Source organism: Longimycelium tulufanense (assembly GCF_014645795.1).
In the GTDB taxonomy this organism is placed as follows: Bacteria; Actinomycetota; Actinomycetes; order Mycobacteriales; family Pseudonocardiaceae; genus Longimycelium; species Longimycelium tulufanense.
Window position 1 is genome coordinate 393785 of sequence record NZ_BMMK01000002.1, and the last position, 14987, is coordinate 408771.

Consider the following 14987-nt stretch of genomic DNA (forward strand, 5'->3'; position numbering starts at 1 on the left):
GCCGCGGTCCCGCTCTCTCAGCGGGTCACGGGGAAGAGCTTGCCCTGAGTGGGTGCCGCCCGATGAGCGTGATCGTCCTCGTTCCGGACTGCGTACTTCTACTCACCGCGTTCTCGGGATGGCCCGTAGGGGACCGGCCCGGTGCGGTGTTTCCCCATGAGTAGAGCACGCAGCAGCCGTGAACACGGCTGTTTCGCACAGAATCACGGCGGCGACAACGCGTCCCAGGTGTAGCGGCAGCCCGCGTTCCACAGCAGGAACCCCTTGAGCCCGTTGTCCCTGGCCGCCTTGATCTGCACGGCCACCTCCTCCCGCCCGTAGTGGTGGCCCATGGAGAAGTCCTGCAGCCACGGGAAGATGCGCGTACCGGTCCCCTCGGTCTTCTTCACGAAGTCGGCGAGCGAGCGGACGGTGATGTCGTAGGGCTGCGCATTGGGGTTGGCGACGCCGTACTCGCCGGGCCCCCAGTGCGAGGGGTAGGTCATCGGCGACAGGTAGTCGGCATGTTTGGCCAGGGCCGGAATGTCCTGGGCGATCTCGGTGGGGCGGGTGGCGGCGATCCCGAAAACCGACGCACCGACCACGGCACCGTGCGGCCGGATCGCCCGCTGTGCCTCGGCCATGAAGCTGGTGATGCTGTCCTCGGGGCTCCCGCGCAGCCCCGGCACACGCATCTGGCCCATCGGCCCGTCGGGTCGGCGGATGTAGTCGTAGAGGATGTCGTCGAAGCCGAGCTTGGCGGCTTCCACGGCCAGGTCGATGTTGTACTTGCGCACCTCGGGGTTCGCGAAGTTGGTGAAGGAGTACTGGCCGTAGTGGGCGCTCCAGGCCCCGCCCGAGGTGGTCTGCACGAGGCGGTCCCGCTTGCCTTCCTTCCACGAGGCGGTGCCGAGGATCGGGTCGCGGAACGCGACCAGGCGACCGACGACCCGCACGTTCATGCGGTGCAGTTCCTCGATGGCCTTGCGCGGGTCGTAGTGGTTGCGGGTGGCGCCGACCTGTTTGGCCAGCGGCACCTCGGACTCGTAGCCGACCTCGCCGGCCTCGTCCTTGATGTCCAGCTCCACGGTGTCGATCCGGCCTTCCCGGATCATGCGCAGCACGGGCTCCCGCAACTCCTTGCTCGCCCAGGCGGTGGCGCTCATGTGGACGGCGCGCATCCCGGGATGTGCGAAGCGGACCGGCACTTCACGCGTGGCGGTGTTGCCGGCCGCATCGCTGGCCTCGACCTTGGCCAGGGTGGTGTCCGGAGGCAGTTGCGCGGAGAAGGCACCGGAGCTGTCCAGCTCCACCTCCTGGCCGTTGATGCGTACGGTCTCGGCGCCGCGGGCGGTGCCGCTGGCGGTGGCGGGCTCGCGGAGGGACGGGGTTTCGAACCGGTCCGGCAGCTCCAGCTTGGGCGGTTCGGTGTCGACAATGAACGAGCGCCGGATCTGGTCGCCGGGGGCGAGCATGCGGCCGGGCACCCGGGCGTGCAGCTGGTGGACGCCGTCGTCCAGGTCGGACAGGTCGAGGATGATGTGGCCGTCCAGGTAGCGGGTGCTGGCCGGGCGGCCATCCACCAGCACGTCGATCCGCAGCAGGTCGTCGGCGCGGTTGGGGACGACCAACAGGGTGTCGCGCACGGGTTGCCCTTCGACCATCACCCGACCGTCCGGGCCGTGCAGGGTCATCGTCGACCACGTGGCGCGGGCGAGGACGGTGCTGCTGGCCGCGAGCGTGGCAACGGTGACGCCGGCGACGGTGGTGATCACGAGCCGCCCGCGGTCGGTGCGGCAGTACGCCCGAAGCCCCCGGACCCGGGCCCGCAGCCGACGGATCCGCGCCCCCAGGGACGGCCTGGGTCTCGGACCGTCACGCAAGGAAGATGGCCGGCCCATCACGACACCTCCGGCTGGCTTAGTCAATCCGACCGTTTGGCGGTGGGCACACCGCGGAGTGGAGGCTAAGCGTGATACTCGTCGCACGCTGGGTGACGATCAGCCTTTCCGGTGACACTCGGCGCCCGGCAGGGTCCCCACGCTCCGCTTACCGTGGGTTGCCATGAGATCACGCGCTGTTCATCCCGCCGGGGGCGTGGTGTTCGCGGCGGTGTCCGCGCTGTTCCTCGCCGGGTGCGGGGGTGGCGGGGAGCCGGTCGCCGTCCCGCCGCCGGCCGCCAGTGCCCCGTCGGCGCGGCCGGCGAGCGACCCGGCGGCGGCCCGGGCCAACGAGCTGGGCGCGGTGCCGGTGCTGATGTACCACCGCATCACCACCCAGCCGACGAGCGTCTACGACCGCACGCCGGAGGACTTCCGCGCCGAGCTGGAGCGGCTCGTGCGGGAGGACTACGTACCGATCCGGACCCGCGACTACGCCGAGGGCAGGATCGACATCCCGGCCGGGAAGCACCCGGTGGTGCTGACCTTCGACGACAGCACGAAGAGCCAGCTCGAGCTGGGCCCGGACGGAAGGCCCAAGCCGGACACCGCGGTGGCCATCCTGCAGGAGGTGTCCCGCGCCAACCCTGGCTTCCCGGCGGTCGCGAGCTTCTACGTCAACGGCGAGCCGTTCGAGGATCCGGGCGGTAGGCAGACCCTACGCTGGCTGCACGAGAACGGCTTCGAGATCGGCAACCACACGCTGACCCACGCCAACCTGGGTGGTCTGGGCCCGGAGGCCGTGCAGCGGGAGATCGCGGGAAACCAGCAGGCGATCCAGAAGGCGGTGCCCGGTCTCGAGGTGTCCACGATGGCGCTGCCGTTCGGGGTGGCGCCGGGCCGGGCCGAGCTGGCCCGGGAGGGGATGGCCGACGGGGCCCGCTACCGGCACAAGGGTGTGTTGTTGGTGGGGTCGAACCCGGCGCCGTCGCCGTTCGCCAAGGAGTTCGACCCGCTGAAGATCCCGCGCATCCGGTCGCAGGGGACCAGCGGGGAGGACTTCCGCTTCGGGTCGACGACCTGGCTGGACAAGCTCGCCTCGGGCGAGGTGCCGCGCTACACCTCCGACGGCGATCCCCACCGGATCTCGTTCCCCACGACCGAGCGTTCCGCCCTGGCCGCCGACCACCAGCAGCGCGCCCGGCCGTACTGACCGACCACGATCCGGATTGCGGCCTGCCGTCCCCAGGACGGCAGGTGCGGCGGCAGGCCGCTCCGGACGACATGCTGCTCGTCTCTGTGGTTCGTAGGTGGTAGGGCCTCCGCCGAGACCGTTCTTGCGCTCAGCACCGAGGATGGCTCCGCCTGGTCAAGCGCGCTTGTCGTCGTTGAGTTCGCCCTCGCGGAGGGTCCGTCGCCATTCCTGTCGTCCGCGGGTCAGGAGCAACCACAGGGAGAACCTCCATCAGCTTCTCTCCGTTCGTGGCGTGGGCCGCCCATCCCGGAACCGTAGCTTCGTCCGTTGTTGCGCGCTCACATCATTTCCGCAGGTGGGGCGATCAGATCGTGATTTCCCGCCGGGGAGCGCGCACCAACTGAGCGCAGGGAAGCCCCGGGAATGGACTCCGGATGTGGGCTGGTCAGAGTAGTTCGACGTGGTCCCGGTAGGGGGCGAGCCGGGAGTCGGTCGGATCGAGGTCGGTGACCAGGACATCGACGTCGGCGAGGGAGACCCCGCGGGCGGGTGCGCCTCGTTGGCCCAGCTTGCCGGCGTCGACGGCGAGGACCACGTGTTCGGAGGCCGCCGCGATCGCATGCTTGACCTCGGCTTCTTCCAGCGTTGCCTCGCTGGCGCCCAGACGTGGGTCGAGGAAGGTGGCGGACAGGAAGCAGCGGTGGAACTGGAAGGACTCGATGGTGCGGCGGGCGAGGGGGCCGACGAGGCTGCCGGTTCGCTCGTCGCGTTCGCCGCCGGTCAGGTAGGCGCGGACACCCGGGGTGTCCTGCAGCGCCTGGAAGGTCTCGATCGCGGAGGTGAGCACGGTGAGATCCCGGGCGTGCCTGAGTTCGCAGGCCATGCGGTAGATCGTGCTGGAGCAGTCCAGGCCGATCGCGGCGGACTGCGGGACCATCGTCAGCAGCTTCTCGGCGATGCGGCGCTTGGCCGGAGCCGCGCGCTGGGCGCGGAGACCGAACTCCTGCGGCCCCGCGATGATCGCTCCGCCGCGGACCCGCCGGAGCTTGCCCTGCTCCTCCAGCGCCTGGAGGTCGCGGCGGATGGTCATCGTGCTGACCGAGCACGCCTCGGCCAGCTCCTCGACGCGGAGGTGCCCGTCGGCTGCCAGCCGCTGCAGCAGCCGGCGCCGGCGATCCTGTGCGTCGATGCTGCTCGCCACCGTCACGGGACTCCCCTTCCACGGCGTGGTGGGCACGTGCCCGGCGACGCCGGGCCGTTCGAGTGCGTGGTTCTCGGCGCAATGTTACATCTCCGAACAATTCCCGGAGCTGGGTGTGACGCCCCCGGGTCGTGCGTCGGCGACGCGTCAGGGAAGCCTCTGAGCTGTTCATTCGCTCGAAACCGATCGTTGGTCGACCTGCCGCACCAGGTCTAAGCATGTTTGGAGATGTTTTTATTGACATCTCCGAACATAGGCTCTTAGGTTGCTGCAGTCGGAGTGCGTCACGCCACATCGCTGCCGCGCGCCGCGGCCCGTGCCCGGGCCTTCCTGAGGGGAGTGGCGATGATCTTGATCGGGATCGACGTCGGCACCACCGGTCTGAAGGCGGTGGCGCTGGACGGTGCGGGACGCCTGCTGCGGGAGCGGGTCTCGCGTTATCCCACCCGGTTGCGGGGCTGGGCCGCCGAGCAGGACGCCGAGGCGTGGTGGACGGCCGCCCGAACCGTGTTGCCGCCGGTCGTGGCCGGTGAGCGGGTGCTCGGTGTCGCGGTCACCAGCCAGGCGCCCACCCTGGCACCGGTGGATCGTGGTGGGCGGCCGACCGGCCCGGCCCTGACCTGGATCGATCGTCGCGGTGCCGCCGAAGCCGAGGAGATCGCCCGGCTCCTGGGCGGTGACCCGCGGAATCCGGCCGATCCGTCATCCGGAACGAGCAAGCTGTTGTGGGCACAGCGCCACACCGCCCATCTGGACCAGGCCGACGCGGCACTCACCGCGAACGGGTTCCTCGTGCGCAAGCTGACCGGTGAGTCCACTCTGGACGAGAGCAGCGCCGGCATGCTGCAGGGCTGGGAGGACGGCTTTCCACCGGAGCTGGCCGCCAAGGTGCCCGTCGATCTGCTTCCCCCTGCCGTGCCGTGTACGACCACCGTCGGTGAGGTCACCGCCAATGCCGCCGCAACCACCGGGTTGCCGCCGGGGACACCGGTGGTGGCCGGCGGTATCGACGCGGTCGGCGCGGCGTTGGAAGCGGGCGTGTTCGCCCCGGGGGACCCGACGGTGGAGATGACGGGGTTCTCCACGGTGGCGATCCAGGCGGTCCCTCGCGGCGCCCGGTTTCCCGGACTGATCCACACCAGGCATTGCGTGCCCGGGGTGGACCTGGTGTTGGCGGCGCAGAATTCCACCGGCGCGGTCCTGGACTGGCTGTGCCGGACCACCGGGGTCGACACCACCACCGTGGTGCTGCCGCGGCGGCGACCCAGCCGGGTGATGCTGCTGCCGTCCTTCGCGGGAGACCGAACGCCGACCTGGCAGGCCCGGTCCCGGGGTGCGCTGGTGGGCCTGGATCTGGCGTGTGCGCCGAGCGATCTGCTGCTGGCCCTGTACGAGGGCACGGCGTTGGCGTTGCGCGAGTGCCTGGAGCGGATGCGACCGAGAACCGCCCCGGGATCCGGGCGGCCGTCTCCGCTGCGGTGTGTCGGCGGAGGGGCCAGGAGCCGGGAATGGTTGCAGGTCAAGGCCGACGTGCTGGGCCACGAGGTCGAGGTGCCCGCCCAGGCGCACGGGGCCGCCGTGGGCGCCGCCCTGCTCGCCGGGCTCGGGATCGACCACTTCGCCGGGGTCGAGCAGTTGCGCCCGAAGTCGCGGTCCTCGCGTGCCCGTTACCTGCCGGACCCTGGCCTGCACGCGGCCTACACCCGGCGACTGACCAGCTTCCTCGCCCTACGTGACGCCCTCGCGCTGCACGACGCGCTCGAGCCGTGCGCGACCGAACTGGTGGACGACAGCGAAGGAGATGCCCGGTGACAACGGATGCGGTGACGACCGATGTCGAGCCCAGCGACGTGCTGGCGGAGCTGGTGGAGTTGTCGAACTGGCTGGGAGAGCCGGGGCGGGACCTGGCGATCCTCGGGGAGGGCAACACCTCGGCCCGGCTGGGGCCGGGTCGGATCGCGATCAAGGCCAGCGGTGCCGGCCTGCGGCAGGTGACCGCGGGTCACTTCGTGCGGCTGGACTCCCACCGGGTGTTGGAGCTGCTGGGCACCGAACGTGTGTCTGACCGTGAGCTGGCCGCGGAACTGATGGCGGCGAAGCTCGGTGGGGAGGGGCGGCCCTCCATCGAGGCGATGCTGCACGCGTTGGCCGTCGAGGTCGCCGGTGCGGGCTACGTCGCGCACACCCATCCTGTCGTGGTCAACCAACTGTTGTGCAGCAATCGCGCCGAGGCCCTCGTCAAGGGGGCGCTGTTTCCCGACCAGATCGTGGTGTGCGGCCGGCACCAGGCCCTGGTGCCCTACGCCGACCCCGGGCTGCCCCTGGCGCGTGCCGTGCGTGTGCAGATGCTCCGCCACGTCGCCCACCACGGCACGCCACCGAAGGTCATCTACCTCCGCAACCACGGCATCCTCGCGCTCGGCGGCACCGCACGCGAGGTCAGGCAGATCACCGAGATGACCGTGAAGGCCGCACGAATCCTCGCCGGGACGCTGGCCGTCGGCGAGCCCCACTATCTCTCCGAGCGCGAAGCCGACCGGATCGAGGGCCGCGAGGACGAGCACCACCGCCAGCGGGTTCTCGCCGAGCAGCACTGAAGGATCGAGGGAGGTCATCTCGTGCACCCTTCTGCCCCGCACAGCGACAGCCTGAACCCCCACCAGCGCGCCGACGCCCTCCGCGGGCTGGGCACCGAGCACCTCGACATCCTGGTCATCGGCGGCGGTGTCACCGGATGCGGCGTCGCCCTGGATGCCGTCACCCGAGGCTTGCGGGTGGGCCTGGTGGAGGCGGCCGACTTCGCCAGCGGAACCTCCTCACGGTCGGGCAAGACCTTCCATGGCGGCCTGCGCTACCTCGAACAGCTCAACATCTCCCTGGTCCACCAGGCACTGCGGGAACGCAACCTGATGCTCGAGCGGCTCTGCCCACACCTGGCCCAGCCGCAGCCCTTCCTCATTCCGCTCACCACACTTGTCGAGCGCGCCTACCTGGGCGCCGGTGTCGCCATCTACGACCTGCTGGCCACCGGGCACAGGTCGGTGCCCTACCACCGACACCTCAACCGCCGCGCGACCCTGCGAGAAATGCCTGCCCTGCGTCCCGATGCCGTTCAGGGCGCGGTGCAGTACTGGGACGTCCGGGTCGACGATGCCCGGCACACCTTGACGCTCGCGCGAACCGCGGCGGGATACGGCGCACTCATGGCCTCACGGGTTGAAGCGATCTCCTTGCGCCGCAACGGTGAGCGCGTCACCGGGGCACGGGTCCGTGATCGTGAGACCGGGCAGCACGTCGACGTCAAGGCACGGGTTGTCATCAATGCCACCGGGGTGTGGTCGGACGAGCTCGCCGGCATGGTGGGACCCTCACCGATCGAGGTGGCGCCGGCGAAAGGGGTGCACCTGGTCGTGCCGCGTGACCGGATCCACTCACGGACCGGGCTGACCGCCCGCACCCCGGACAGCGTCCTGGTGATCCGCCCATGGTGGAACCACTGGATCCTGGGCACCACCGACACTCCGTGGCAGCACGGCAAAGACGAGCCTCTTGCCACCGCGTCCGATGTGGACTACTTGCTGGGGCAAGCCAACAGGTGGCTGCGCAGCCCCCTGAGCCGGAACGACATCGTCGGTGTCTTCGCCGGATTGCGCCCCCTGATCACATCTGTTTCCGGTTCCCGTGCGGGAAATGGGGCCACATCACGCCTGTCCCGCGACCACATGGTGCTCCGGAACGCCCCGGGGATGATCACCGTGACCGGCGGCAAGTACACCACCTACCGCATCATGGCCAGGGATGCGGTGGACGCGGCGGCCAGGTTCCTCCCAGGCCCCGTGTCCCCCTCCCGCACCGACCGGGTCCCGTTGGTGGGTGCGGCCGGCTGGACCGACCTACGCCGCCAGCGTGCGCGCCTGGCCACCGAGTCCGGGCTCTCCCCACGACGCATCGAGCACCTGCTGGGTCGCTACGGGTCCCGGATCACCGAGGTACTCGACCTCGCCGCCGATACCGAACTGGGCCAGCCACTACCCGGTGCACCCGACTACCTGGCCGCCGAGGTCGCCTACTCCGCGCTGAACGAGGGTGCGCTCCACCTCGACGACGTGCTCGAACGCCGCACCCATGCGGTGATGGAAGTCCCGGACCGAGCAACCAACGTGGCGCCCCGGGTGGCCGGGATCCTCGGGCATCTCCTCGGGTGGAACTACTCCACCACCGAGAACGAACTCCAGCGGTGGCTGCACACCGTCGAAGCCCGGCGTCGGAGTGAAGCAGCACCCAACGACGACACCGCCGTCACCGCCCGACATGCTTGATCAAGCGAGCGGCAGGAGAACCAACTTGTCTTCCTGATTGCTCGTTGACCGCGGGCGCCGTCGATCGGCCAACGACATCGGTTCCCCTCACCAGGTCGTTGCCGCGTCCTGGCCCGGTGGCTCGACCGCGGCCCGCACCTCCCGCTCGATCTTGCGGCGTTGTGTGGGGAGCAGGCGGCTGCCGGTGTCCAGGCAGAAGGCGTCCACGGCGGTGGCGCCGTAGGTGGATGCCCGTGCCCACCGCACGTCCACGCCGCAGGACTCCAACGCGGCGGCCACCCGGTGTAGCAACCCGATCCGGTCGGTGGCACGCAGTTCCAGCACGACCGCACCGGTGGCCTCGTCGTCGAACCACAGCAGCCGGGGAGGCGGTGGATCCTGCGGCGGTCCGCCGTAGTCGCGCTCCTTCGCCGCGAGCCGTTCATCGAGCGGCAGCGAGCCGTCCAGCGCGCGTTGCAGCTGCTCACGCAGCAGCGCCGCCTCGGGGGGCGACCCGAAACGGGGCGAGACCGTGAACATGTCGACCGCGACCCCGGCGTGTCCGCGCAGCTCGGCCGCGTGAACCTGCAGTGAGTGCAGGGCAAGGACCCCGGTGGCCCGGGACAGCAGGCCCGGACGGTCGGGGGCGACCACCGTGACGGTCGCTAGGTGCTCCTCCCCCGGCACCACGAGCACGTCGACGCGGCCGCTGGCGGCGACCGCCTCGGCACGAGCGCGCTGCCGACCGTCCAGTGGCGTGGGAGTGGGCAGCGGGCCGCCGGCCATGGCCGCCCGGCAGTGCTCGACCAGCTCGCCGACGAGCGCGGACTTCCACGCCGTCCACACGCCCGGCCCGGTGGCCCGCGCGTCGGCCTCCGCCAGCGCGTGCAGCAGCTCCAGCAGCATCGGGTCGTTGCCCAGCAGGTCGATCACGCGCTGCACGGTCGTCGGGTCGGTGACATCGCGACGGGTGGCGGTGTGCGGCAGCAACAGGTGGTGCTGGACCAGGGAGACGAGCAGGTCCACGTCGGCCGGCCACAGGCCGAGACGCTCGCCGATCTGCCGGGCCAGCGCGGCCCCCACCGCCGAGTGATCTCCCCCGCGGCCCTTGCCGACGTCGTGCAGCAGCGCGGCGAGCAGCAGCAGGTCGGGCCGGGAGACCCGGGTGACCAGGCGGTTGGCCTCGACCACGGTCTCCACCAGGTGCCGGTCGACGGTCCAGGTGTGGACGGCGTCCCGCGGCGGCAGGTCCCGCACCGCGCCCCACTCCGGGAACAGCCGGCCCCACAGGCCGGTGCGGTCCAACGCCTCGACCACGTCGACCACGCCGGGTCCGGCGCCGAGCAGGGCGAGCAGCTCCTGGCGGGCCTCGCGGGGCCAGGGCCGGCGCAGCTCGGGGGCGGTGTCGGCGAGCTTGGCGAGGGTGCCCGCGGCGATGGGCAGGCGGGCGCGGGCCGCGGCGGCGGCCACCCGCAACAGCAGTGCCGGGTCACGGGTGGGCAGCGCGTCGCGGGCCAGCGCGACCTCGCCGTCGCGTGTGGGGTCGCCGTGCAGCACCACGCCGTCGTCCAGCGGCCGCCGGGGTGGGGTGCGGTTCCACGGCATCCGCGCCAACGGCACCAGCCGGCGCCGCGGGACGGCGGCACGGGCGGCCCGCACCGCCACGTCCACGGCGTAGGTGACGGTACGGCCGGCCGAGGACAACGCGCGGGCCAGGTCGAAGCGGTCGGTCATGCCGAGCGCGGCGGCGACCTCGTCACCGTCCTGGGCACGTACCGCGTCGCGAGCCCGGCCGGAGACACGGTGCAGCTCGGTACGCACGTCCAGCAGGAAGGTCCGCGCGTCGCGGACCTCCGGGCCGGGCCGGTCGACCAGCTGTGCGGCGGCCAGCGCATCCAGTAGTTGCAGGTCGCGGAGCCCGCCGCGGCCGTTCTTCAGGTCCGGTTCCACGCGGTGCGCGACGTCGCCGTTGCGCACCCACCGTTGCCGGGCGGAGTCGACGAGCTCGTCGAGCCGGTCCCGGATGCCGGCGCGCCACGCCTGCCGCACCGCCTCGGCCACGTGTGCGCCGACCGCCTCGTCGCCGGCCAGGTGGCGGATCTCCAGCAGGCCGAGCGCGGCCCGTAGGTCCTGCCCGGCCACGCGCAGCGCCTCGTCCACGGTGCGCACGGAGTGGTCCAGGCCGATGCCGGCGTCCCACAGCGGGTACCAGAGCAGCTCGGCCATTTCGGTGATGTCGGCACGGCCGGTGTGCAGCAGCACCAGGTCGAGGTCGGAGTGCGGGGCCAGCTCGCGACGGCCCAGCGCACCCACCGCAACCAGGGCGGCTCCCCCGCCGCCGACGCCGGCCGCGGCAGCGTGCGCGGCCAGCCAGAAGTCGTGTAGGTCGGTCAACGCGTCGCGCAGCGCGGCCGCGTCCAGCCGGCGCTGGCCCGGTGTGGGCACGAGCAGAGCCGCCCGTGCCCGCACCAGGTCATTCGCGCCAGCGCTCCCCCGATTCGTCGCCCGTGGTGTCACGTGGTCTCACAGCGCGTCCGCGCCGCGCTCCCCGGTCCGGACCCGCAGCACCGTCTCCACCGGGGTCACCCACACCTTGCCGTCCCCGATCTTGCCGGTGCGGGCGGCCTCGGCGACCGCGTCCAGGACCTTGTCCAGGTGCTCGTCCTCCACGACCACCTCGATCCGGACCTTGGGCACGAAGTCCACCTCGTACTCGGCGCCGCGGTAGACCTCGGTGTGCCCCTTCTGCCGGCCGTAGCCCTGGACCTCGGTGACGGTCATGCCGAGCACGCCGAGGGTCTCCAGCGCGCTCTTGACGTCGTTGAGTGTGAAGGGCTTGACGACCGCGGTGATCAGTTTCATGCCCGGCTCCCCTCCAGGGCCGCGTCCTTGTCGGCTTCCTCGTTGGTGTGGCTGACCTTCCCGGGCTGGCCGGGCCGGGCACCACGGAACATCCCGGTGAGCTCGTAGGCGCTCTCCGCGTGCTCGGCCTCGTCGATGCCGGCGACCTCGGACTCGCGGTCGGCGCGGAACCCGAACACCGTCTTGACCACCAGCGCGATCACCAGGCTGAGCACGAAGGAGTAGGCGAGCACGGCCCCGGCGCCCACGGCCTGGCGCCACAGCTGGTCGAGGCCGCCGCCGTAGAGCAGGCCGTTGACGCCGGCCGGGGCCGCCTCCGAGGCGAACAGGCCGATCAGCAGCGTGCCGACGAGGCCGCCGACCAGGTGCACGCCCACCACGTCCAGCGAGTCGTCGAAGCCGAACCGGTACTTCAGGCTCACCGCGAGCGCGCACAGCACGCCGGCGATACCGCCGACGGCGAGCGCGCCGACCGGGGTGACCGAGTTGGCGGCCGGCGTGATCGCGACCAGGCCGGCGACGATGCCCGAGGCCGCGCCCAGGGTGGTGGCGTTGCGGTCCCGGACGCGCTCGACGAGCAGCCAGGTGAGCATGGCGGCGCAGGTGGCGGCCAACGTGTTGACGAAGGCGACCGCGGCGGAGCCGTTGGCGGCCACCGCGGAGCCGGCGTTGAACCCGAACCAGCCGAACCACAGCAGGCCGGCGCCGAGCACCACCAGCGGCAGGTTGTGCGGGCGCATCGGCTCCCTGGGCCAGCCGACCCGGCGGCCCAGCACCAGGGCGAGCGCCAGCGCGGCGGCACCGGCGTTGATGTGCACCGCGGTGCCGCCGGCGAAGTCGAGGGCCTTGAGCTGGTTGGCGATCCAGCCACCGACGACGCCGTCCCCGTCGAAGGCGAACACCCAGTGCGCCACCGGGAAGTAGACGAGCGAGGCCCACAGCACGGCGAAGGCGAGCCACGGTCCGAAGCGGGCGCGGTCGGCGATCGCGCCGGAGATCAGGGCGACGGTGATGATCGCGAACATCGCCTGGAAGGCCACGAACGCGGTGCTGGGCACCGTGCCGGACAGTGAGCTCTCGCCGAGGAGACCGTTCAGCCCCAAGAATTCGGTCGGGTTGCCGAGCAAGCCGCCGCCGACGTCGTTGCCGAACGCGACGGAGTATCCGTAGAGCACCCACAGCACACCGACGACACCGATGCTGCTGATGCTCATCATCAGCATGTTGAGCACGCTCTTGGACCGGACCATGCCTCCGTAGAAGAAGGCCAGGCCCGGTGTCATGAGCAGTACCAGAGCGGCGCTGGTCAACACCCAGGCGGTGTCTCCACTGTTCATTCTCTGCCCTTCCCTGCCGTGCCCCTGCAGTGGTTGGGACGGAAGCTTGGAAGGGCGGTGTTTCCCCGGATTGCCTGCCACGTTTCCCCGGTGTGAACTCACCGAGCTGCGCTGTTACGCCTCTGTTGCGGAAACCTCACGGCCAGCCAATCCCGGCCGGCGTCCGGTCCCTCCCGGCATGCGAAGTTCCCGGCCCGGCCGGGGGTGGCCGACAGAAAGGGCGGCGGGCAGGCTGGGGGTGTGGGCGCGAAGATCGCAACGTACCTGGAGATGACGAGCCCGGACCAGTTACGGCCGGCTGACCCGGTCGCCGGTCTCGCGCTCGAACCGGTCGCGGCGACGAACCCACTGGTTCGCCGACTGCACGATCGGATCGCGATGCCGCACGGGTGGTCGAGTCTGGCGTGGTCGCCCCGGCGGTGGGCCGAGTGGCTGGCGACGGCCGGCTGGCACTGGGTCGTCCGGGTGGACGGGCAGGACGCCGGCCTGGTCTCGATGGAGGAGCGGGGCGAGGGAGAGGTGGCGATCGCCGTCTTCGGCCTGGTTCCGGAGTTCGTGGGGCGTGGCTACGGCGGGTACGCGCTGACCCTCGCGGTCCGGAAGGCGTGGAACCTGCCCATCACGCCCCCGGCCCGACGGATCTGGCTGCACACCTCCACGGCGGACCATCCCCACGCATTGCCCAACTACCGGCGCCGCGGCTTTCGCCCGTACCGCACGGAGATCGAGCCAGCCTAGGGACACATCGCACCCCCACCCACGGGATCGAGATCCGTATTCCCGCCATCCCTCGTGAACTCCCCTCCCCCAGGGCCCGGCTTTCGGCCGTACCGCGGCGAAGCCGGACCGGCCTAGGTTCCGGGGCAGGGACGGGGTAGCGGTCGGGGCCGGTTGTTCATCACCGCGTCGCCTGCCGGTACGACGCGGATCACCTGACGTCCCTAGCTTCTGCGCTGCTCCTCGGGTGATCAGCCGAGGAGGTCACCCGCTCCCTACCCGAAGCGTTCCCGCACGGGAAGGAGTTCGAGTCGTGGAACGACGCACCTTCTTACGCGCCATGATCGGAACCGGGGCCACGATGGCCCTGGGCTTCACCATGACCCGACCGGCCCTGGGCTACCCCGCGCAGACCGGCACCAGCCCCTACGGACCGCTGCGGCCCGCGGACGCCAACGGAATCATGCTCCCCGAAGGCTTCACCAGCCGCGTCATCGCCCGCTCCACCAAGATCGTCGGTGGTACCAGCCACACCTGGCACAGCGCCCCCGACGGCGGCGCCTGCTTCGCCGACGGCAGCGGCTGGATCTACGTCTCCAACGCCGAGATCAGCAGCGGTGGCGGCGGCGTGAGCGCCCTCCGCTTCGACAGCTCCGCCCAGATCACCGACGCCTACTCCATCCTGTCCGGCACCAGCCGCAACTGCGCGGGCGGCGCCACCCCGTGGAACACCTGGCTGTCCTGCGAAGAAATCGACCGCGGCTTCGTCTACGAAACCGACCCGTGGGGCTCCATCGGCGCGGTCCGGCGCGACGCCATGGGACGCTTCAAGCACGAGGCCGCCGCGGCCGACCCCGACCGGAAGGTCATCTACCTCACCGAGGACGAGTCCGACGGTTGCTTCTACCGCTTCGTGCCGAACACCTGGGGCGACCTGTGGTCCGGAACCCTGCAGGTACTGGCCGAGAGCAACGGCGTGCTCGACTGGGCGAACATCCCCGACCCCGACGGCTCTCCCCGACGCACCCGCAAGCAGGTCTCCGACGCCAGGAAGTTCAACGGCGGCGAAGGTTGCTACTACCGCGCCGGCACCTGCTTCTTCACCACCAAGGGCGACAACCGGGTGTGGGCCTACGACGCGGCGACCAACAAGCTGGAGATCGCCTACGACGACAACCTGACCGACAACCCGCCTCTCACCGGCGTGGACAACATCACCGCCGCCGAGGTCGGCGACCTCTACGTCGCCGAGGACGGCGGCAACATGGAGATCTGCATCATCACCCCCGACGATGTGGTGGCCCCGTTCCTGCGGGTCACCGGGCAAAGCTCGTCGGAGCTGTGCGGGCCAGCCTTCAACCCTGTCGGCAACCGGCTGTACTTCTCCTCGCAGCGTGGCACCACCGGTTCCAGCAGCGGTGGAATCACCTACGAGGTCACCGGCCCGTTCCGCACCGCCGCATAGCCACAGCGTCGGCGGGCTGGTCGCATCGTCCTCAGTAGACCAGCAAGAGACCA

The 14987-nt window shown here is 71.0% G+C and carries 11 protein-coding genes; 6 read left to right on the forward strand and 5 right to left on the reverse strand.

The annotated features are described in order from the left end of the window. Window positions 1-203 precede the first annotated feature (203 nt). Window positions 204-1880, reverse strand: a complete 1677-nt coding sequence (locus IEY55_RS04145; protein WP_229685980.1) for a putative glycoside hydrolase — start codon at window positions 1878-1880, stop codon at window positions 204-206. Window positions 1881-2043: 163 nt separating this feature from the next. On the opposite strand from IEY55_RS04145, the gene IEY55_RS04150 reads away from it, so the two are divergent. After that, window positions 2044-3072 (forward strand): polysaccharide deacetylase family protein, encoded by a 1029-nt coding sequence (locus IEY55_RS04150; RefSeq protein WP_189053999.1) that lies wholly within the window; start codon window positions 2044-2046, stop codon window positions 3070-3072. Window positions 3073-3499: 427 nt separating this feature from the next. Here the strand turns inward: IEY55_RS04150 and IEY55_RS04155 are convergent, their stop codons facing one another. After that, a complete protein-coding gene (locus IEY55_RS04155; RefSeq protein ID WP_189054001.1) occupies window positions 3500-4261 on the reverse strand; it encodes a DeoR/GlpR family DNA-binding transcription regulator in 762 nt (253 codons plus the stop codon). 339 nt (window positions 4262-4600) lie between these two features. On the opposite strand from IEY55_RS04155, the gene IEY55_RS04160 reads away from it, so the two are divergent. The 3 genes from IEY55_RS04160 to IEY55_RS04170 are packed head-to-tail and all read left to right on the forward strand — an operon-like array spanning window position 4601 to window position 8574. Continuing rightward, a complete protein-coding gene (locus IEY55_RS04160; protein WP_189054003.1) occupies window positions 4601-6067 on the forward strand; it encodes a xylulokinase in 1467 nt (488 codons plus the stop codon). Then, window positions 6064-6852 (forward strand): class II aldolase/adducin family protein, encoded by a 789-nt coding sequence (locus IEY55_RS04165; protein WP_229685982.1) that lies wholly within the window; start codon window positions 6064-6066, stop codon window positions 6850-6852. The genes IEY55_RS04160 and IEY55_RS04165 overlap by 4 nt, the downstream gene beginning before the upstream one ends. 21 nt (window positions 6853-6873) lie before the next feature. Beyond that, window positions 6874-8574, forward strand: a complete 1701-nt coding sequence (locus tag IEY55_RS04170) for a glycerol-3-phosphate dehydrogenase/oxidase (protein WP_189054005.1) — start codon at window positions 6874-6876, stop codon at window positions 8572-8574. Between the two features lie 87 nt (window positions 8575-8661). Here the strand turns inward: IEY55_RS04170 and IEY55_RS04175 are convergent, their stop codons facing one another. Genes IEY55_RS04175 through IEY55_RS04185 form a run of 3 tightly spaced genes read right to left on the reverse strand, consistent with a single transcriptional unit; the run spans window position 8662 to window position 12752 of the window. Beyond that, window positions 8662-11070, reverse strand: a complete 2409-nt coding sequence (locus tag IEY55_RS04175; RefSeq protein WP_189054007.1) for a [protein-PII] uridylyltransferase — start codon at window positions 11068-11070, stop codon at window positions 8662-8664. A 6-nt stretch (window positions 11071-11076) separates the two neighbouring features. Continuing rightward, window positions 11077-11415, reverse strand: coding sequence for a P-II family nitrogen regulator (locus IEY55_RS04180; protein WP_189054009.1), 339 nt, complete (start codon window positions 11413-11415; stop codon window positions 11077-11079). Next, complete coding sequence (locus tag IEY55_RS04185; RefSeq protein WP_189054011.1) at window positions 11412-12752, reverse strand: ammonium transporter; 1341 nt, start codon at window positions 12750-12752, stop codon at window positions 11412-11414. Before IEY55_RS04185 ends, IEY55_RS04180 begins: the two co-directional genes overlap by 4 nt. Before the next feature lie 240 nt (window positions 12753-12992). On the opposite strand from IEY55_RS04185, the gene IEY55_RS04190 reads away from it, so the two are divergent. After that, the gene (locus tag IEY55_RS04190) at window positions 12993-13490 is read left to right on the forward strand and encodes a GNAT family N-acetyltransferase (RefSeq protein WP_229685984.1); all 498 of its coding nucleotides are present in this window, start codon (window positions 12993-12995) and stop codon (window positions 13488-13490) included. A 292-nt stretch (window positions 13491-13782) separates the two neighbouring features. Next, entirely contained in the window at window positions 13783-14934 is a 1152-nt protein-coding gene (locus tag IEY55_RS04195) for an alkaline phosphatase PhoX (protein WP_189054013.1), read from the forward strand. The last annotated feature ends 53 nt before the right edge of the window (window positions 14935-14987 follow it).

What these genes read in the sequence shown, in the direction of transcription:
- IEY55_RS04145 (WP_229685980.1), bottom strand. Translation starts at nt 1,880, where the DNA reads ATGGGCCGGCCATCTTCCTTGCGTGACGGTCCGAGACCCAGGCCGTCC.
- IEY55_RS04160 (WP_189054003.1), top strand. Translation starts at nt 4,601, where the DNA reads ATGATCTTGATCGGGATCGACGTCGGCACCACCGGTCTGAAGGCGGTG.
- IEY55_RS04180 (WP_189054009.1), bottom strand. Translation starts at nt 11,415, where the DNA reads ATGAAACTGATCACCGCGGTCGTCAAGCCCTTCACACTCAACGACGTC.
- IEY55_RS04150 (WP_189053999.1), top strand. Translation starts at nt 2,044, where the DNA reads ATGAGATCACGCGCTGTTCATCCCGCCGGGGGCGTGGTGTTCGCGGCG.
- IEY55_RS04185 (WP_189054011.1), bottom strand. Translation starts at nt 12,752, where the DNA reads ATGAACAGTGGAGACACCGCCTGGGTGTTGACCAGCGCCGCTCTGGTA.